Genomic DNA, 19,772 nt, shown 5'->3' with positions numbered 1-19,772 from the left:
CCCCCTCGCGGGGTTGCTCGGGGCAGGCCTCTAGCCGCCGCCCGCGTAGGGCACACACCAAACAAACACCAGGAACCATCATCATCGAAGCGGCAAGCGGTCGGCCCGACCGACCCCCAAAACAACGCGCAAACATGGCGAAAAGATGACACCATGTGAGGCGAGTAGGCTCAAGCGCTTCACATAGGCACCACGCACAAAAAGCGGGCAGCTGGGATCTCTCCCAGCCGCCCGCTTTTTTGACACCCTAGGCGTGGTAGCGCCGCAGCACCAGCGCCGAGTTATGGCCGCCCAGGCCGATCGAGTTGGAGATCGCGATCTCCAGATCCACCGAGCGCGGCTCGTTCGGCACGTAGTCCAGGTCGCACGCCGGGTCCGGCTCGCCATAGTTGATCGTCGGCGGTACCACCCCGTTCTGGATGGCCAGCGCGCAGATTAGTGCCTCGGTCGAGCCCGCCGCGCCCATCATGTGGCCCAGCATCGACTTGGTGGAGCTGACCATCACCTTCTTGGCGTGATCGCCCAGCACCGACTTGATCGCGCTTGTCTCCGCCGAGTCGTTCAGCGGCGTGCCGGTGCCGTGGGCGTTGATGTACTGCACATCCTCGGGCGCGATCCCCGCCTTGCGGATGGCCACCTTCATCGCGCGGGCGATGCCAGCGCCGTTGGCGTCGGCGGCCACCATGTCGTAGGCGTCGTTGGTGTTGCCGTAGCCGATGATCTCGGCCACGATCGGCGCGTTGCGCGCCAGCGCGTGGTCGAGGCTCTCTAGCACCAGGGCCGCCGCGCCCTCGGAGAGGATGAAGCCGTCGCGGCGGGCGTCGAAGGGGCGGCAGGCCTGCTGGGGGTGCTCGTTGTCGCCCGCCAGGCCGCGCATGTTCGCGAACGAGGCCACCATGGTGGCGTGGATGGTCGCATCGCTGCTGCCGGTGATGATCACATCGGCGTCGCCGCGCCGGATGGTCTCCCAGGCCTCGCCGATGTTGTGCCCGCCGGTGGAGCAGGCCGCCGTGATCGCCATGTTCGGCCCCTGCGCGCCCAGCAGGATGGCGATATGGCCGGTGGCCGCATCGGGGATCATGTTGGCGATCATGGTGGGGGCCACGCGGCGCTGGCCGCGCTCGCGCAGGGTGTTGTGGTTCTCGTAGATCACATCCAGCCCGCCCGCGCCGGTGCCGAACACCACACCCACCCGCTCGCGGTCCTCCTGCGTCATGTCGAGCTGGGCGGCGCGCACCGCCTCGATCACCGCGTTCAGCGCGTAGTGCGAGAACAGCGACGCGCGGCGGGCCTCGCGCGGGTCCACCTGCGGGTCAAGCTTGAAGTTCTTGATCTCGCCAGCGATTCGCACGGGGTACTCGCTCGCGTCGAAGCGTGTGATCGGCCCCACGCCGCTCTCGCCCGCCATCAGCGCCTTCCACAGGGTGGGCACATCGTTGCCCACGGGGGTTATCGCACCAAGACCGGTAATCACAACCCGGCGCATAGTTTTCTCCTTTGAAGCATGGAAAAATGACAAGGCGAGCCATTCGCCTTGTCATCAAGGGTCTGGGCGAGGCCGCTGCTAGGCTTCGAGCGCCAGCAGCTTGACCACCTCGGCATCGGTCAGCGCCACGGGCTTGGCGTCGGGCGTGATCCGCTTGACTAGGCTGCTGAGCACCTGCTTGGGGCCGATCTCGACGATCGTGCTGATGCCCTGGGCGGTGATCTCCTGCACCGACTGCGTCCACTGCACGGGCTTGGTCAGGTGCTCGGCAAGCTCGGCGCGCAGGTCATCCACGTTGGTCATCACGCTGGCGCTGATGTTGGCGATCAGCGGGATCTCGGGGGTGCGCAGGGTGCACTGGCTGAGCAGGCTGGTGAAGCTCTGCGAGGCCTGCTGCATCAGCGGCGAGTGCGAGGCGATGCTGACCGCCAGGCGCTGCACGATCTTCGCGCCGCGCTGCTTGGACAGCTCCATGGCGCGCTGGAGCGCGGCCACCTCGCCGGAGAGCACCGTCTGCCCGGGCGAGTTGTCGTTGGCCAGTGTCACCACGCCCTCCTGCTGGGCCTCCTCCACCACCTGCTCAAGGGTCGGCTTGTCCAGCCCGATCACGGCGGCCATGCCGCCGGGGCGCTGGTCGCCGCTCTCCTTCATCAGGCGGCCACGCTCGCGCACCAGCTTGAGCGCGTCGTCAAAGTCAAGCACGCCGGCCACCACCAGCGCTGTAAACTCGCCCAGACTGTGCCCGGCCACGATCGAGGGGGCGAGCGCGTAGCCCAGCACGCCCAGCTTTTCCTTCAGGGCTTCGAGGCAGGCGATGCAGACAGTGAGGATGGCGGGCTGGGCGTTGTAGGTGTCGTCGAGCTCTTCCTGCGGGCCTTCAAAGCACAGCTTCGAGAGCGGGAAGCCCAGCACGCTGTCGGCGCGGTCGAAGACCTGCCGGGCTGCGGGCGAGGTCTCGTAGAGCTGCTTGCCCATGCCGACATACTGCGACCCTTGGCCCGGAAATACCAGGGCGATGCGATCACGAAGAGAAGTAAAGATATCCACGTCAACCACCTGTTGTGTAATTGGATGCCGTGGCCTGCATCGTTGACAGGTCTAACGCATCAGAAAGCCAAATAACGCCGATGTAAACGTAGGGCTAAGCGAGTATAACAGGGTGCAAAACGCTTGTCAAGATTCTTGGGTAGGGCACCCAGCATTGTTGAGAAACCGTACTTTGGCGATCCCCGATCATTAACGGATCGCGGGCTATAGGTTCACGAGTAGAACGTTTTTACCACCAAGACTCCAAGATGCCAAGGAACACAAGACCCCATTCACCACGAAGATAGGAAGGCGCGAAAGGAAAAAGCAAGCGTTCGCGTGGAAGCATACCGCGCTTGGGCAAACGTCGGTGCTGCTTCCAGCGTTGCCCGTTTGCGCAAGCCAATAGGCTTTGAGATCCTTCTGTAGAACGAGCCAGCGCGGCGATTTTGTGGTATATTACTTGATATATCAAAAGTTGATTTATCAATGATGAGAACAGCGCTGCGCAGCCAAGCAGCGCTGTTCTCATTCGCGGCGCAGGGTGCGTCGCATGGGAGCAGAGGAGGGAAAGAGAGCATGGCAACACGAGAACTACCGCAAGCGCAGGCGGCCCCCACCGGGCTTGGGCTCAGCGGGCGCGACGCCCTGATCCCCATGATCGGCATCGCCCTGGTCATCCTGCTCTCGGCGCTTGACCAGACCATTGTGGCCACCGCGCTGCCCAGCGTGATCGCCGAGCTGCAGGGCTTCGAGCTCTACGCCTGGGTGGCCACATCCTACCTGCTCACCTCCACCGTAATGGTGCCGGTGATGGGCAAGCTGGGCGATCTCTACGGGCGCAAGCCGTTTCTGATGGCCGCAATCGTGATCTTTGTGGGCGCGTCGGCCATGGCGGGCGCATCCACCAGCATGCTGTTCCTGATCATCTCGCGCGCCATCCAGGGCATCGGCGCGGGCATGCTGCAGGCCACCGCCTTCGCCAGCGTGGGCGACATGTTCCCCCAGCCCGAGCGGCGCGCCCGCTGGCAGGGCGTCACCACCGGCACCTTCGGCCTGGCCAGCGTGTTCGGCCCCAGCCTGGGCGGCGTGATGACCGACCACCTAGGTTGGCGCTCGGTGTTCTACGTCAACCTGCCGATCGGCATCCTGGCCATCGTGATGATCTGGATGACGCTGCCCGCCAACCTCTCGCCGCGCGCCGCGCAGGCCCGCATCGACTGGGGCGGCACCGCCACCATTGTGGCGGCGATCAGCGCGCTGCTGCTAGCGGTGGAGTGGGGCGGCAGCGCCTACGCATGGGCCTCGCCGCAGATCATCGGGCTGCTGGCGGTGGCGCTGCTGGCCTTCGCGGGCTTCTTCATCATCGAAAGGCGCGTGCCCGAGCCGCTGATGCCGCTCGACCTGTTCGGCAACCGCATTATCGCGCTGTGCAGCGCCATCTCGCTGCTGCTGGGCTTCGCGCTGTTTGCGCTCACCTTCTACATCCCGCTGTTCGCCCAGGGCGCGCTGGCCATGAGCGCCAGCTCGGCGGGCGCGCTGCTGACGCCGCTGGTGGCGTTTATGGCGGTGGGCAGCCTCACCAGCGGCCAGATCTTCGCCCGCGTGGGCCGTTTCCGCACCCTGATGCTGGTGGGCGCTGGGCTGCTGCTGGTGGGCACCTTCCTGATCACCCAGGTGAGCACCCAGGTGAACACGCTGCTGCTCGGGGCCGAGCTGGCGCTGTGCGGCATCGGCGTGGGCCTGCAGCTGCCCATGCTCACTGTGATCGTCCAGTCGAGCGTGCCGCGCTCGCGGCTGGGCGTCAGCACGGCCATGGTGCAGTTTTTGCGGCTGATGGGCAGCACGCTCAGCACCGCCGTGGTGGGCGCGCTGGTCTCGGGGGTGTTTGTGGCCACGCTGGCCGCTAGCGCCCCGGCGGGCACCGATGCGCGGCTGCTGTCGGCCTTTCACGACCCGCAGGCCCTGGTGAGCGAGCAGACCCGCGCCGAGCTGAGCGCCGTGGCCCAGCAGCTCGGCCCCGATGGCCCCACCCAGCTGGCCCAGCTGATCGCGCAGGCCCAAGACGCGCTGGCCGTGGGTATCCGCACCGGCTTTATGGTGTCGCTGGCCTCGGCGGTGCTGATCCTCATTTTGGTGCTGATGATCGACGAGCGCGCCGTGCAGCGCCAGGAGCCGATGTCGGCGGCAGATCTGCCTCTCGACAGCGGTGCGCACGCATTGTAGGATACGGTCACGATGCCCGACATTTTTCGCCCGGCATGATCGCGATATGACATAAGGCAAGCGAGGTTTTTCCATGACGCCGATCGCCCCTCCACAGGCCGGCACTCCGTTCCAGCAGCTGATCCGTCTCTACCACATCATCACGCCGCTGTTCGAGCAGGTGGTCGGTATCAGCGTGGCCCGCTGGCGCGTGCTGATCAGCCTCTACAACCACGGCCAGATGAGCCAGTCGGAGCTTCAGCAGCATCTGCAGGTTGATCCCGCCGCGATCACGCGGCAGGCCAAGCAGCTAGAGGAAGAGGGCCTGATTCGGCGCTGGTCGAACCCGCAGGATAACCGCAGCATCCTGGTGGTGCTGACCGAGAGCGGGCGCGAGCTGGTCGCCAACCTGATCGAGCGGCGCAACCACTTCGAGTCGGAGGTGATGCACAACATCTCCCGCGAGGATCTGGATGTGATGGAGCGCTGCCTCGCCCAGATCCGCACCAACGTGCGCACGCTGAGCGAGACGCTGGCCTAGCTGGCCGGGGACGCCTGCCCCACCAGCTGGGCCGCTAGGGCGTAGACATCGCGTAGCGCGATGCCCTGCTCCCTGGCGATCCGCGCGCAGTCCTCGAACTCGGGGGCCGCCCCCAGATCGCGCCCCTGCCAGAGCTTGCGCTTGACCCGCACCGCGCCAAATGGCGTGTCGACATGCTCCACACGCCGCTCGCAGGTGTGGCGCTCGACCGCGCGTCGGCGCACGCCCAGCGTCGTGCTCTCGCGCATCAGCGCATCGACCGCCTGCTCCTCGCACGCGGCGGGCACCAGCGCGCTCACCATGGTGGCGAGCCGCCCTTTTTTCATGTGGATCGCGGTCTGCCACACGTCAAGCGCGCCGAGATCGAGGAGCAGGCTGCCGAGGTAGGCCAGCTGCTCGGGGTTCTGGTTGTCAACATTGGTCTCAAGCAGCACCGTCCTAGCTTCCTCTTCTCGGCTTTCGCGATGTTCGTGGTCGTGGTGCTCGTGGTCGTGGTGCTCGTGGTCGTGGTGCTCGTGGTCGCTCGGCGCATCGATCTCGCCCACCCATACCCGTAGCGCGTTGGGACGCTCCAGGTCACGCTTCCCCAGCCCATAGCCTACGCGCTCCAACCGCATCGCCGGGCGCTCAAAGCGGGCCAGCCCAGCCAGCAGCGCCGCGCCGGTGGGCGTCACCAACTCGAACGGCGTGGTGTCGGCGGTAGTGGGGGCCTTGGCCGCCGCCAGCAGGCTGAGCGTGGCCGGGGCGGGGATGGGCAGCGCCCCGTGGGCGGCGCGGCCCCAGCCTGTGCCCAGCGGCACCGGCGATGCGTAGACCGCCTCGATGCCCAGCAGATGCAGGCCGGTGACTACGCCCACGATGTCGACGATCGCATCCAGCGCGCCCACCTCGTGGAAGTGCACCTCGGTCGGCGCGATGCCGTGGATCGCACCCTCGGCCTCGGCCAGCAGGGTGAAGATCGCCACGCTGCGCTCCTTCACCGCCTGCGATAGCTGGCTGCCCTCGATGATCGCCCGCACATCGGCTAGGTGCCGGTGCACGTGCTGCTCGGGTGCGGTCACTAGGGCGCGGGTGCCGCTCAGGTAGCCACGCATGCCGCGCTCGGCGTCGATCGCCCAGCCTGCGACGGGCAGGCTGGCGAGCGCCTCGCGCAGCGCCTCAAGCGCGAGACCCGTATCCAGCAGCGCCCCCAGGGCCATGTCGCCGCTGATCCCCGAAAAACAGTCAAAGTATAATGCTTTTGGCATAGCGAGGCCCTATCTGTGCTAGAAATTTTAGGTATTGGGAGTATACCATCTCGCCCTTGCTGTGGCGTGGGGGAACGTTTGGCGGCGCTGCTGCAGCCTTGTAAGCCCATGCAGCCCTGCCCCTCAGGGCCTCTGCGTCCTCTCGGCTGGTGCTTCGTATAATAGTAGCTTGGGGGGTGAACTGGGCCTCGTCCCTTCGGGTCTTCGCGCCCCTTAGCTCGCTGTTCTATGTGGATTCCAACTAGTCGTGAATTGGTTTTCTTCCCTTCGAGTCTTCGCGCCTTCGTGGTATTTGTTTCTCCTTGTCCCTTGGCGTCTTGGTGGTAAAAACGTTCTGCTCTGCCGCTTGACATCTTCGCGAATTCATCCGAAGATCACATGAGTAGCAATGAAAGTTGACAAGGTGATGGCATGCTCCGCATGATTCTCCTCGGTGTTGGCACGGCTGTCCCCGACCCAGATCGCGAGAACACGCATATGGTCTGGGAATCGCCATCGGGCCTGTTGCTGGTCGATGCAGGGGGTAGCACCTACCAGCGCCTGCTACGCGCCAAGCTCGACCCGCTGAGCCTGCGCGGCGTCTTCCTCACCCATGCCCACGCCGATCACATCAATGGCCTCGCGGCGCTGCTGTTTCAGCTGTCGCTGGCAGGCTACCAGGGCATGCTGCGGATCTATGGCAACGAGCCGACGCTGGCGCTGATGCAGCGGGTGGTGGCCGCCTTCGAGCTGGGCGAGCACCAAGCGCCCGTCGAGTGGGTGACGGTGGTGTCGGGCCAAGAGGTGCCGCTGGGCGACCCGCAGGTGCGCGTGCTTACCCAGGCCACGGTGCATAGCGCGCCCTGCCTGGGGCTGCGCTTCGAAGAATGCACCACCGGCAAGGCGCTGGTCTACGCGGGCGACACCGAGCCGCACGAGGCCAGCGTGAGCTTCGCCAAAGGCGCATCGGTGCTCATCCACGAGGCCACCGTGCCCGAGCCGTTCCCTGGCCACACCACCCCCCGCCAAGCTGGCAAGATCGCCGCCGAGGCTGGCGTGGGCCGCCTGGCTCTCGTCCACTTCAGCCCCCGCTGGACTATGAGCGCCGCGCAGGCGATCGAAGAGGTGCGTATCGGCGGGTTTGTTGGCGAGGCCGAGATCGGGCGCGAGTTTGGCGAATATTTTCTCTAGGCAATGATGTCGGTGGATCTCAAGAAAGACGCCAGATGAAGCACCATGCTGATTTTGTGCCAACAAAGATCTACTTTGATGGTATCATGGTCTTGGGATAGCATCGATTGCTGTGAATCTATGGTATTTTGATCACATTTTGTGTTTTTTTGTGTGCCGGATCTCTGCGAATTATAGTTGCCCTGAACCGGAAAGTGTTGTAGAATGGGCGAAAGCGGCTGTCTGAGACGGCACGCCCAAGTTGGGTTGTCGCTTTCCTTATATCTGCACACACACGGCGCAGCTACGTCCAACATTCGCGGACGGCCTTACAGGAGGATCTGAATGGCTAGCAGAACCGAAGAGATGGTGCGGCATCTGAAGACGATGCAGATGAATACCCCCGATATCGAGGCTTCGGCTGTCGTAAGTGTCGACGGCTTGATCATGGCCTCCGCGCTGCCAGCCGATGTCGAAGAGGACCGGGTGTCTGCGATGAGCGCTGCTATGCTTTCGCTCGGTGAGCGAATTGCCACAGAGCTTCGTCGCGGCCAGCTCGATCAGGTATTCGTTCGTGGCGAGAACGGTTTCGTGCTTCTCACCTCGATCGGTGAAGAGGCAGTGCTCACGGCGCTTGCTCATTCCAAAGCAAAGCTCGGACTTGTATTCCTTGACATGAAGCGCACTGCCAACGAGCTCGTGCGGCTAGTCTAGTGCCGTATCCTCTGGGCTGCTTCGCATAGGCCGGATGGTTTGCCATCTGGCCTTTTTGTGTGCGGGGATGCATGGAAAGTCGTACTCGTCCTATTCCTACCACCAGCATTGCTCGGCCAACCACACGGCGGCGCGAAGTCGAGCTTGATGGCCTTACCTGGATCGACCTGCCGCAGCCGGTCAACACCGATATCGCCTATCTGCGCGAGCGGCTGCGGCTCGACCCACTCGCGCTTGATGATGTGCTCTCAACCATCCAGCTGCCCAAGCTGGATGTGCACGAAACGCACGAGTACCTCTTTGTGGTGGTGCAGGTGCCGGTCTTCGACCGCGACCAGCGCCCGGCGGTGAGCGAGATCGATATCTTCGCGGGCCGTGATTTTGTGGTGACTATCCACGATAGCAACGTCAAGCCGCTGCGGCGGCTGTTTGCCGCAGCAGCAGGCGACGAGGCTGCCCGTAAGCAGGTGCTGGGCCGTGGCAGCGGCTACCTGCTCTACCGCGTGCTCGACACGCTGATCAAACAGAGCTTCCCGGTGATCTACCACCTGGATGAGCAGCTCGGCCAGTTCGAGCAGCGGCTGTTCACATCCGACCCCGAGAAGTTGCTGCCCGCCCAGGCCCAGCTCGAGCGCGACTCGCTGGCGCTGCGCCACATGCTCAGCCCGAATCGGAGCATGTGCGACGCCCTGCGGCACCTCGATCTGCCCTTCCTGAAGATCGACGCCGAGCGCTTCTTTGGCGATATCGGCGATGGCGCGCACAAGCTCTCGGCGCTGGCCGACGAGCAGCACGAGCGTGTCGCTGCGGCGGGCCGGGTGGTGCTGGCGCGCAGCGTGCAGCAGCAGGGGCTGGCGCAGCGCACCATGGCGCTGGCTCTGGTGCTGCTGGTGCCGCTGGCCCTGGTGGCTGCGCTGGCGGCCCTGGCGGTGGCGCTGCCGCCGCTGTCGCTGCCCATCCCCTTCGGCGCGGCGGTGGCGGTGCTGCTGCTGCTGGTTGGCGGGGTGTATGGGGTCGCCCGCCGACAAAAGTGGTTCTAGATGTTCACGTTTGGCCGCCTATGCGGCCTCGTTGGGAAAGATGGCATTGGCTATGGAGCAAGAACATCCAGAGCTTGATAAGTATATTCGGAATATTCCCGATTTTCCCATTCCTGGGGTACAATTTAAAGATATCACCACCCTGCTGCGCGATGGCGCGGCTCTGGCGAAGGTGATCGACCTGCTGTTCGAGCGCTACGCCAGCCGCCAGATCGACGCGGTGGTGGGGATCGAGTCGCGCGGGTTTATCTTTAGCGCGCCGCTGGCCTACAAGCTGGGCGTGGGGCTGGTGCCGGTGCGCAAGCCCGGCAAGCTGCCCGCCGCAACCTACCAGCTTGAGTACCAGCTTGAGTATGGCTCGAATGTGCTGGAGATCCACCGCGACGCGCTGCCTGCAGGGAGCCGCGTGGTGGTGGTAGATGATCTGCTGGCCACCGGCGGCACCGTGCACGCCGCATGCGAGCTGGTAGAGATGGCCGGGGGCGTGGTCGATGAGGCCGCGTTTATTATCGAGCTGGGCTTCCTGGGCGGGCGCGAGAAGCTGTCGAAGTATTCGGTGTTCTCGCTGCTGAAGTACTAGGGGAAGGCTGGCGGAGCCGGCGGGATTCGAACCCACAACCACCCGCTTAGAAGGCGGATGCTCTGTCCATTGAGCTACGGCTCCCTATCCAGGTAACGATGGTAGCTGCTTTTTCCAGGGCTGTCAAGTGTTTCCCTGCTGAGCCAATGGGGTCTCAGCAATAAAAAATGACATTATGTATTTGACAAGCGGCTACCCGCATGGTATCATTCCCTTTCGCAATTTAAGTGTTACTCGTCTGTGTGTAGGAGGTGCGTAGAAGTGGTTCTATCGTACCCGAACGCTCGTTCATTGTCAACCGCGCACCGACGGGAATTAGATGATACACCACGAACGCCAGTCCAGCGGCCACTCACCCAATGACGGATGATGCCAAGGAAGGGTATGTTCGTGTTTTTGGCATGTAGCAGTGAGGAATGTAGCATGTGTGGTACGACAGCCCAGCGCGCTGGGGTTCGCTGACTGCCCGGGCCTGCGTGCTAGATTCTAACCAGAGAGGTGTCCATGCCCCCCCTGACCACAAATGTTGTGCTTCAGCCGCTGATTACGCCACAAGATCTGGGACTTGACCCGTTGCACCGCGACATGTCGCTGGAGCGCCGCTCGTTTGCGCGCATCCACGACGCCATCGAGGTGCCAACACTGATTGAGACGCAAACAAAAAGCTTTGATTGGTTTCGCCTGGAGGGGCTGCGCGAGCTCTTTGATGAAATTTCGCCAATTACTGACTTTACTGGCAAAAATATGGAGCTGCGGTTCCTCGACTATGTCTTTGGGGAGCCGCGCTACGATGAATATGAGTGCCGCGAGCGCGACATGACCTATGCCGCGCCGCTGCGCGCCAACGTGCAGCTGCGCATCCTGGCCACCGGCGAGCTGAAGGAGAGCGAGATCTTCCTCGGCGACTTCCCGCTGATGACCGAGAACGGCACCTTCGTGATCAACGGCGCAGAGCGCGTGGTGGTCTCGCAGCTGATCCGCTCGCCGGGCGTGTACTTTAAAGAGGAGCGCGACCCCTCGACGGGCCGCCCGCTCCACTCGGCCAAGCTGATCCCGAACCGCGGCGCATGGCTGGAGTTCGAGAGCAACAAGCGCGATGTGATCTCGGTGAAGGTCGACCGCAAGCGCAAGATCCCGGTCACCATCCTGCTGCGCGCCGTGCTGGCCTGGCAGTATCAGCCCAACGGCGAGGGCCACTGGCCTGCCGACAATGAGCTGGACAAGTATGGCCACGATGACGACGTGCTGGCGCTCTACCAGCACCTGGATGGCCAGTCCGATCACCACTATATCAAGGCGACGCTGGACAAGGATCCCTCGCGCAACTCGAAAGAGGCGCTGATGGAGCTGTACAAGCGCCTGCGCCCCGGCGACCCGCCCACGCTGGAGAACGCGCGCGGCCTGCTCGAGTCGCTGCTGTTCAACCCGCGCCGCTACGATCTGGCCAAGGTGGGCCGCTACAAGCTGAACAAGAACCTCTGGGAGCGCGACTCGCGGCCCGAGTCCCGCGCCCAGGCCCCAACCATCGCGGTGCGCGTGCTGCGCCCCGACGATATCTTCAAGATCGTCGAGCGCACCATCCAGCTGAACGATGGTGTGCCGGGCTTCCACGCCGATGATATTGACCACCTGGGCAACCGCCGCGTGCGCACCGTGGGCGAGCTGATCCAGCAGCAGTTCCGCGTGGGCCTGCTGCGCATGGAGCGCGTGGTCAAGGAGCGCATGTCGCTGCAGGATCCGGACACGGCCACCCCGAACGCGCTGGTCAACATCCGCCCGGTCGTGGCGGCGATGCGCGAGTTCTTCGGCGGCTCGCAGCTCTCGCAGTTTATGGACCAGACCAACCCGCTGGCCGAGCTGACCAACAAGCGCCGCCTCTCGGCCCTTGGCCCCGGCGGCCTCAGCCGCGACCGCGCGGGCTTCGAGGTCCGCGACGTTCACCACTCGCACTATGGCCGCATCTGCCCGGTGGAGACGCCCGAAGGCCCGAACATCGGTCTGATCGGCACCATGTCGACCTTCTCGCGCGTGAACGAGATGGGCTTCCTGGAGACGCCCTACCGCAAGGTGTACCGCGAGATCCCGAACGCCCACGAGTGGGAGCGCCAGGCCATCCTCATCCGCGATGTGCGCGACCTGCGCACCGGCGAGCTGATCGCCGCGCGCAACACCCGCGTGGATAAGGAGTCGGCCCGCCGCATGACGATCAACATGCTGCGCGGCCAGTTCCTGCGCGAGGACATCATCGACCCGAAGACCGACGAGGTGATCGCCGAGGCGGGCACCGAGGTCACGCGGCAGATCGCCGAGAAGGTCGTCGAGACGCCGCTGAAGATGATCAAGATCCGCCCCGTGGTCTCCCGCGAGGTCGACTATCTCTCCGCCGATGAGGAGGAGCAGTTCGTGGTGGTGCAGGCCAATGCTCCGCTGGATGAGCACGGCCGCTTCCTAGAGGGCACCGTCTCGACCCGCTTCCGCGGCGACTTCGAGGACCAGCCGATCGACCGCGTGGACTACATGGACGTGTCGCCCAAGCAGGTGGTCTCGGTCTCGACCGCGCTCATCCCCTTCCTTGAGCACGACGACGCCAACCGCGCGCTGATGGGCTCGAACATGCAGCGCCAGGCAGTGCCGCTGCTGCGCCCTGACGCGCCGATCGTGGGCACCGGCATGGAGTACCTGGCGGCCCGCGATAGCGGGCAGGTGGTCGTCGCCAAGCGCGATGGCATCGTGCTTTCGGCCACAGGCGACAAGATCCTGGTGCTGGAGGATGACGGCAACGAGCGCGAGTACCGCATGCGCAAGTTCATGCGCTCCAACCAGGACACCTGCATCAACCAGCGCCCGATCGTCTACCGTGGCGAGCGGGTGAAGAAGGGCCGGATCATCGCCGACAGCAGCTCGACCGACAACGGCGAGCTGGCGCTTGGCCAGAACGTGCTGGTGGCCTACCTGCCCTTCGAGGGCGGCAACTTCGAGGACGCCATCCTGGTCTCGGAGCGGCTGGTGCGCGAGGACATCTTCACCTCGATCCACATCGAGAAGTACGAGGTCGAGGCGCGCGATACCAAGCTGGGGCCGGAGGAGATTACCCGCGACATCCCGAACGTGGGCCAGGACAGCCTGCGCAACCTGGACGACCGCGGCATCATCTATGTGGGCGCCGAGGTGCAGCCAAACGACATCCTGGTGGGCAAGATCACGCCGAAGGGCGAGACCGACCTGACCGCCGAGGAGCGGCTGCTGCGCGCGATCTTCGGCGAGAAGGCCCGCGAGGTGAAGGATAGCTCGCTGCGCGTGCCAAACGGCGTGCGCGGCAAGGTGATCGATGTCAAGGTGTTCAGCCGCGAGGATGGCGCAGAGCTGCCCGTGGGCGTGAACCAGACTGTGCGCGTGATGCTCTGCCAGAAGCGCAAGATCAGCGCTGGCGACAAGATGGCAGGCCGCCACGGCAACAAGGGTGTGGTTAGCCGCGTGCTGCCGCTGGCCGACATGCCGTTCCTGCCGGACGGCACGCCGGTGGACATCGTGCTCAATCCGATCGGCGTGCCGAGCCGCATGAACCTGGGCCAGATCCTGGAGACGCACCTGGGCTGGGCTGCTGCCCGCCTCGGGTTCCGCGTGGCCACCCCGGTGTTCGACGGCGCGAGCGAGGAGCAGATCCACTCGATGCTACAGACCACCGATCTGCCCTACGACGGCAAGATCACGCTGTTCGACGGACGCACGGGCCTGTCCTTCGATAACCCGGTGACGGTCGGCTACACCTACATGCTGAAGCTGGCCCACCTGGTCGAGGACAAGATCCACGCCCGCTCGACTGGCCCCTACAGCCTAGTGACCCAGCAGCCGCTGGGTGGTAAGGCGCAGTTCGGCGGCCAGCGCTTTGGTGAGATGGAGGTGTGGGCGCTTGAGGCGTACGGCGCAGCCTATACGCTTCAGGAGATGCTCACGGTGAAATCGGACGACGTTGTTGGCCGCGTAAAGACCTACGAGGCCATTGTGAAGGGCGAGCCGATCCTTGAGGCCGGTGTGCCGGAGTCGTTCAAGGTGCTGATCAAGGAGCTTCAGTCGCTCGGCCTCTCGGTTGAGGTGCTGAACTCGGATGAGACGCCAGTTGAGCTTTCCGACGATGTCGATAGCGACATGGCGGCGCTCGATGGTATCAACCTGAGCGGCATGGAGCGCGGCGAGTTCTAGATAGTGGCGGCGTGTGGGTGGGGCGGCGCGAGCTTCCCCGCCCACACGGCTGTTTTACCCGTAACACGAAACCGGATATACTACGAACAGATATTCGTATGTAGGTCGGGAGCGTGGTATGGGTCGCCCTGCGAGAAGCGCGGATTTCTTCCGCGTGTGGACGCCAGCGATGGCGTATGTGCTGGGATACTGGTGGACCGATGGCTGTATGCGCATTAAGAGCGATACAGGTGCGCATATGATAGAGATCGCGAGTAATGATCGTGATCATCTTGAACTATTAGCAGAAGCAATCGGCGGAAACTATCACCTGCGCAAAGTAGCGATTACATCAAATACGTATGTAATCTCGTTTTGCAGTAAGGAGATGTACCAGGATATCCTTGCCCATGGGGGAACGCCTCGGAAATCAAGAACTATAGGTTTTCCTGAGCTTCCTGATGAGTTCCTTTCGCATTTTGTCCGTGGTGTGATTGATGGTGATGGTTCGCTTGTATGGAATGGTGATCGGCCTGTTATCTACATCTACTCAGCTTCTTCTGTTTTTTTAGAGCAGTTGGGAATAGCAGTAGAAAAGTTAACTGGCATTCCTTCGCCAAATCTAACACCGAATCGAAATAATCATTACATCAAATGGAGCACTACTCGGGCGAAATGCCTTGCGGCATGGCTTTATGAGCAGCATAGAGGCATAGCGCTGGAGCGTAAAGCTACTATCGCAGACGCCTTTTTACAGTGGCATCCGAAGAAACGGCCTGAACAGGGGACAATTACCGACGAAATGCGTCGTAATTTTCCAGACTATCTACCAAAATAGGGTGATAGGAGCATTAAATGCTGGAAATTAATGATTTCAACGCGATTCGCATCAGCCTTGCATCTCCGGATGATATTATGGCTTGGTCGCATGGCGAAGTGACAAAGCCAGAAACAATTAATTATCGAACTTTAAAGCCAGAACGTGATGGTTTGTTCTGTGAGAAAATATTTGGCCCCACAAAGGATTGGGAATGCTATTGTGGAAAATACAAGCGTGTACGTTATAAAGGCGTCATTTGCGACAAATGCGGCGTCGAAGTAACACGCTCTAAGGTGCGACGTGACCGAATGGGCCACATCCAGCTGGCTTCGCCGGTTTCGCACATCTGGTTTGTCAAGGGCACGCCCAGCCGCCTCGGCCTGCTGCTCGATATCTCGCCGCGCAACCTGGAGCGCGTGCTCTACTTCGCATCCTATGTGGTGACGAATGTGGACGACGAGGCCAAGGGCTTCATGCGCGAGCAGATCCAGCACGACTACGCTGAGAAGCGCGAGCGCATCCAGGGCCAGGCCGAGGGCAAGCGCATCGAGCTTTCCTCGCAGCTGACCCAGGACATCGGCGGCATGGAGAACGCGCAGCTCTCCGCCCAGCGCCGGATCGCCGAGGACTATGATGTGGCGCGGCAGACGCTGCAGTCCGAGGCCGAGGCCCTGCGCGGCGACCTGGAGGAGCGCGCCGGCGAGATCACCGAGGAGGACATCCTCTACCGCGGCGTGGTGCTGGTCGAGGAGGGCGAGGGCATCTCCGAGAAGGTGCTGGACCAGCTGGACGAGCTGGTCGAGCAGGAGCTTGATACGCTTGAGCAGCGCCGCCAGCGCGACATGGCCGACGCCGAGCTGCTGACCGATGCCGAGCGCGAGCGCAAAGAGCATGAGGTCATCCAGGAGCGCGAGCGCCTGCAGGAGCGGCTCCAGCGCGAGCTTGACACCCTTATCCGCGAGGAGAAGGATAAGCTGGAGCACCTGGACGCGATCAAGATGCGCCGGATCCTGAGCGAGGTCGAGTACCGCCAGCTGCGCGAGATCGCCCCCGGCGTGTTCAAGGCCGATATGGGCGCGGGCGCGGTGCGCGAGCTGGTGATCAAGACCGTGGACCTGGAGAAGATGGGCGAGGACCTGCAGGTCGAGGTGCAGACCACCCAGGGCCAGCGCCGCAAGAAGGCCACCAAGCGCCTGCGCGTGGTCGAGGCCTTCCGCAAGAGCGGCAACCGCCCCGAGTGGATGATTATGACGGTGCTGCCGGTCATCCCGCCCGACCTGCGCCCCATGGTGCAGCTCGACGGCGGCCGCTTCGCCACATCCGACCTGAACGACCTCTACCGCCGCGTGATCAACCGCAACAACCGCCTCAAGCGCCTGATGGAGCTGAATGCGCCGGAGATCATCGTGCGTAACGAGAAGCGTATGCTCCAGGAGGCTGTGGATGCGCTGATCGACAACGGTCGGCGTGGCCGCGCGGTCTCGGGCAAGGGCAAGCACCGCCTGAAGAGCCTGAGCGACATGCTCAAGGGCAAGCAGGGCCGCTTCCGCCAGAACCTGCTGGGCAAGCGCGTGGACTACTCGGGCCGCTCGGTGATCGTGGTTGGCCCCAACCTGAAGCTGCACCAGTGCGGCCTGCCCAAGAAGATGGCGCTTGAGCTGTTCAAGCCCTTCGTGATGCGGCGGCTGGTGGAGAAGGGCTTCGCGCACAACATCAAGTCGGCCAAGCGCATTGTGGAGCGCGTGCGCCCCGAGGTGTGGGATGTGCTGGAGGAAGTCATCAAGGACTACCTTGTGCTGCTCAACCGCGCCCCGTCGCTGCACCGACTCTCGATCCAGGCCTTCGAGGCCAAGCTGATCGAAGGCTCGGCCATCCAGCTGCACCCGCTGGTCTGCGCCGCCTTCAACGCCGACTTCGACGGCGACCAGATGGCCGTGCACGTGCCGCTCTCGCGCAAGGCGCAGGAGGAGGCCCGGCTGCGCATGCTGTCGAAGTACAACCTGCTCTCGCCCGCCCACGGCGACCCGATCATCACGCCCTCGCAGGACATCGTGCTGGGCTGCTACTACCTGACCCAGGTGCAGCCGGCCGCGCGCGGCGCTGGCAAGACCTTCAGCTCGGTGGATGAGGCGATGATCGCCTACGACCAGGGCTTCCTGGGCATCCAGGCCCCGATCTTTGTGCGCTTCGACTCCGAGGCGGCGCTGCGCGACTTCACGGTGGGCGCGTCGAACGTGAGCCTCTCGAACGACATGGTGCCTGCACCTGCGGCCAACGGCGTGCGCAGCGCCGATGCCCAGGAGGTGGCGGCGATGCGCCACTGGATCCCCAGCGACACGGACGATATGACCACGTTTGTGATCGGGAAGCAGCAGCGCGTGCGCCAGCTGGAGAGCGGTAAGCTGCTGCTGGAGACCTCGATCGGACGCCTGATCTTCAACAACGCGCTGCTGCCCCCGCTGCGCTTTGTGAACGACCTGGTGCCCAAGAAGGGCCTCAAGGAGATCATCGCCCGCTGCTACAAGCACTACACCACGCCCAGCAACATCCCCGAGGAGGCGCTGGACAACATTCGCCAGCAGTATGGTGATCGCTCGATGGATGAGCTGGCCCGCATCTACGGCTCGGAGATGACGGCCATCCAGGCCGACAAGATCAAGAACCTTGGCTTCAAGTACGCGACCCGCGGCGGCATGACCGTCGGCGTGGTGGATGTCGAGGTTCCGCCGATCAAGCTGGACATCCTGGCGAGCGCCGATCAGCGCGTGCGCGATGTGGACAAGCAGTTCCGCCGCGGTCTGATCACCGAGGAGGAGCGCTACCGCGAGGTGGTGGCGATCTGGACCGATGCGACCAAGCAGACCGCCGAGGCCGTGAAGGTCAACCTGGACTCCTACAAGCCGGTGGCTATGATGATCAACTCCGGCGCTCGTGGTAACGCCAACCAGCTCTCGCAGCTGGCCGGTATGCGTGGCCTGATGTCCGACCCGACCGGGCGAATCATCGAGCTGCCGATCAAGTCGAACTTCCGCGAGGGCCTCTCGGTGCTGGAGTACTTTGTGTCTACCCACGGTGGGCGCAAGGGTCTGGCCGATACCGCCATGCGTACTGCCGACGCGGGCTACCTGACCCGCCGTCTGGTGGATGTGGCGCAGGATGCGATCATCACGATCGACGACTGCGGCACAGAGCTGGGTGTGTGGATGCACAGCGTGGACGATCGCGGCGTGCCCGAGGATGTCTCGGATCGCCTGATCGGGCGTGTGGCGGCGCAGGAGATCGTGGATCCGAAGACGGGCGAGATCCTGGTTCCCAAAAATGCCGAGATCGACGAGGAGATGGCGTCGCTGGTGAAGGCCGCTGGCATCACCTCGGCGTACGTGCGCTCGCCGCTGGCATGCCAGGCCGAGCACGGTGTCTGCAAGCTGTGCTATGGCCGCAACCTGGCCACCGGCAAGCTGGTGGACATCGGCGAGGCGGTGGGCATCATCGCCGCCCAGTCGATCGGCGAGCCTGGTACACAGCTGACTCTGCGAACCTTCCACACCGGCGGCGTGGCCTCGGCAGACGACATCACCCAGGGTCTGCCGCGCGTGCAGGAGATCTTCGAGGCCCGCTCGCCCAAGGGCAAGTCGGTGCTGGCCGAGATCGACGGCACGGTCGAGATCATCCGCGAGGATGAGACCCGGCGGCTGCGCATCGTCTCTGCCGACATCTACACCGATGAGCAGGACATGCCGCCACACTACGTGCTGACCGTCTCCGATGGGGCCGAGGTCTCCGAGGGCCAAGTGATCGCCGAGAGCAACAACGTGAGCCTGGGCGGCGCGCCGATCATGGCACGCCTGACGGGCCGCGTGCACGTCGACCTTTCGGCTGGGAAGATCGTGGTGGTGCAGGAGGATCACGAGGAGAAGGAAGTTCCCATCCCCGCGACCGCCCGCCTGCGGGTGGACAATGGCCAGCGCGTGATGGCCGGCCAGATGCTGACCGAAGGCTCGGCAGACCCGCAGGAGATGCTGGCGCTGCAGGGCCGCGAGGCGGTGGAGCGCTACCTGGTGAACGAGGCCCAGAAGGTCTATCGCTCGCAGGGTGTGACGATCAACGACAAGCACATCGAGATCATCACGCGCCAGATGCTGCGCCGCGTGCGCATCGACGAGCCAGGCGACACCGGCATGCTGCCGGGCGAGCTGATCGACTCGGTCGATTTCCAGCGCATCAACGAGTCGGTGGTGAGCCAGGGCGGCGAGCCAGCCACGGCATCCACTGTGCTGCTGGGCATCACCAAGGCCTCGCTCTCGACCGACAGTTTCCTGTCGGCGGCGTCCTTCCAGGACACCACCCGCGTGCTTACCGAGGCCGCGATCACCGGCAAGGTCGACTACCTGCGCGGCCTGAAGGAGAACGTGGTCATCGGCAAGCTCATCCCGGCGGGCACGGGCATCGAGAAGCGCCGCCAGCTGGCCGAGGAGATGATGGGCGAGCTGGCCGCCGGCCGCGTCGAGTCGCTGGGCCAGGATGATATCCTGGGTGCGGCGGGCGGTCGCGAGGCGGTGGCGGTGGAGACCCGCACGGCCAACGACGAGCTGATCCGCGAGCGCCTGCGCGCCCTGCTGGATGGCGACCTGCCGCTTGATGCGGCTGGCGACCTGGGCGACGCTGGCGACGCCAGCGATGCTGGCATCGAGGGCGGCGACGAGGCCTTCCCCGAGGCGGGCGAGGACGCGTAGGCATAGGCGCTGTGGCGCTGGGCAGGCTGGGGAGACCCGGCCTGCCCTTTTT

The 19,772-nt window shown here is 63.9% G+C and carries 12 protein-coding genes and 1 tRNA gene; 9 read left to right on the top strand and 4 right to left on the bottom strand.

Annotation, left to right across the window (positions count from 1 at the left end):
- Nucleotides 1-247: 247 nt before the first annotated feature.
- Entirely contained in the window at nt 248-1,486 is a 1,239-nt protein-coding gene (fabF, locus tag F8S13_16200) for a beta-ketoacyl-ACP synthase II (protein ID KAB8142081.1), read from the bottom strand.
- Nucleotides 1,487-1,564: 78 nt separating this feature from the next.
- A complete protein-coding gene (gene fabD, locus F8S13_16195; protein KAB8142080.1) occupies nt 1,565-2,533 on the bottom strand; it encodes an ACP S-malonyltransferase in 969 nt (322 codons plus the stop codon).
- A 468-nt stretch (nt 2,534-3,001) separates the two neighbouring features.
- On the opposite strand from fabD, the gene F8S13_16190 reads away from it, so the two are divergent.
- Together F8S13_16190 and F8S13_16185 are read left to right on the top strand one after the other, a co-directional pair.
- The gene (locus F8S13_16190) at nt 3,002-4,738 is read left to right on the top strand and encodes an MFS transporter (protein ID KAB8142079.1); all 1,737 of its coding nucleotides are present in this window, start codon (nt 3,002-3,004) and stop codon (nt 4,736-4,738) included.
- Nucleotides 4,739-4,811: 73 nt separating this feature from the next.
- On the top strand, nt 4,812-5,258 hold the full coding sequence (locus tag F8S13_16185; GenBank protein KAB8142078.1) for a MarR family transcriptional regulator: 447 nt from the start codon (nt 4,812-4,814) through the stop codon (nt 5,256-5,258).
- Here the strand turns inward: F8S13_16185 and larC are convergent.
- Nucleotides 5,255-6,505 (bottom strand): nickel pincer cofactor biosynthesis protein LarC, encoded by a 1,251-nt coding sequence (gene larC, locus F8S13_16180; GenBank protein ID KAB8142077.1) that lies wholly within the window; start codon nt 6,503-6,505, stop codon nt 5,255-5,257. The genes F8S13_16185 and larC overlap by 4 nt on opposite strands.
- A 411-nt stretch (nt 6,506-6,916) precedes the next feature.
- On the opposite strand from larC, the gene F8S13_16175 reads away from it, so the two are divergent.
- The 4 genes from F8S13_16175 (at nt 6,917) to F8S13_16160 (ending at nt 9,988) form a co-directional block, all read left to right on the top strand.
- Nucleotides 6,917-7,675 carry an MBL fold metallo-hydrolase gene (locus F8S13_16175; protein ID KAB8142076.1) on the top strand — a complete coding sequence of 253 codons (759 nt, stop codon included), beginning with the start codon at nt 6,917-6,919 and terminating at the stop codon, nt 7,673-7,675.
- Between the two features lie 324 nt (nt 7,676-7,999).
- Nucleotides 8,000-8,368, top strand: a complete 369-nt coding sequence (locus tag F8S13_16170; protein KAB8142075.1) for a hypothetical protein — start codon at nt 8,000-8,002, stop codon at nt 8,366-8,368.
- A 71-nt stretch (nt 8,369-8,439) separates the two neighbouring features.
- Nucleotides 8,440-9,408 (top strand): hypothetical protein, encoded by a 969-nt coding sequence (locus F8S13_16165; GenBank protein ID KAB8142074.1) that lies wholly within the window; start codon nt 8,440-8,442, stop codon nt 9,406-9,408.
- Nucleotides 9,409-9,460: 52 nt separating this feature from the next.
- On the top strand, nt 9,461-9,988 hold the full coding sequence (locus F8S13_16160; GenBank protein ID KAB8142073.1) for an adenine phosphoribosyltransferase: 528 nt from the start codon (nt 9,461-9,463) through the stop codon (nt 9,986-9,988).
- 8 nt (nt 9,989-9,996) lie between these two features.
- Here F8S13_16160 and F8S13_16155 read toward each other — a convergent pair.
- Nucleotides 9,997-10,072, bottom strand: a tRNA-Arg gene (locus tag F8S13_16155).
- A 420-nt stretch (nt 10,073-10,492) separates the two neighbouring features.
- On the opposite strand from F8S13_16155, the gene F8S13_16150 reads away from it, so the two are divergent.
- From F8S13_16150 to F8S13_16140, 3 genes are all read left to right on the top strand, one after another.
- The gene (locus F8S13_16150; protein ID KAB8142072.1) at nt 10,493-14,188 is read left to right on the top strand and encodes a DNA-directed RNA polymerase subunit beta; all 3,696 of its coding nucleotides are present in this window, start codon (nt 10,493-10,495) and stop codon (nt 14,186-14,188) included.
- A gap of 118 nt (nt 14,189-14,306) precedes the next feature.
- Complete coding sequence (locus F8S13_16145; GenBank protein ID KAB8142071.1) at nt 14,307-15,005, top strand: hypothetical protein; 699 nt, start codon at nt 14,307-14,309, stop codon at nt 15,003-15,005.
- A gap of 17 nt (nt 15,006-15,022) precedes the next feature.
- The gene (locus F8S13_16140) at nt 15,023-19,720 is read left to right on the top strand and encodes a DNA-directed RNA polymerase subunit beta' (protein KAB8142070.1); all 4,698 of its coding nucleotides are present in this window, start codon (nt 15,023-15,025) and stop codon (nt 19,718-19,720) included.
- The last annotated feature ends 52 nt before the right edge of the window (nt 19,721-19,772 follow it).

The sequence above is a fragment of the Chloroflexia bacterium SDU3-3 genome, from assembly GCA_009268125.1.
Lineage (GTDB): Bacteria > Chloroflexota > Chloroflexia > Chloroflexales > Roseiflexaceae > SDU3-3.
This window is presented reverse-complemented; position numbering and strand designations above follow the sequence as displayed.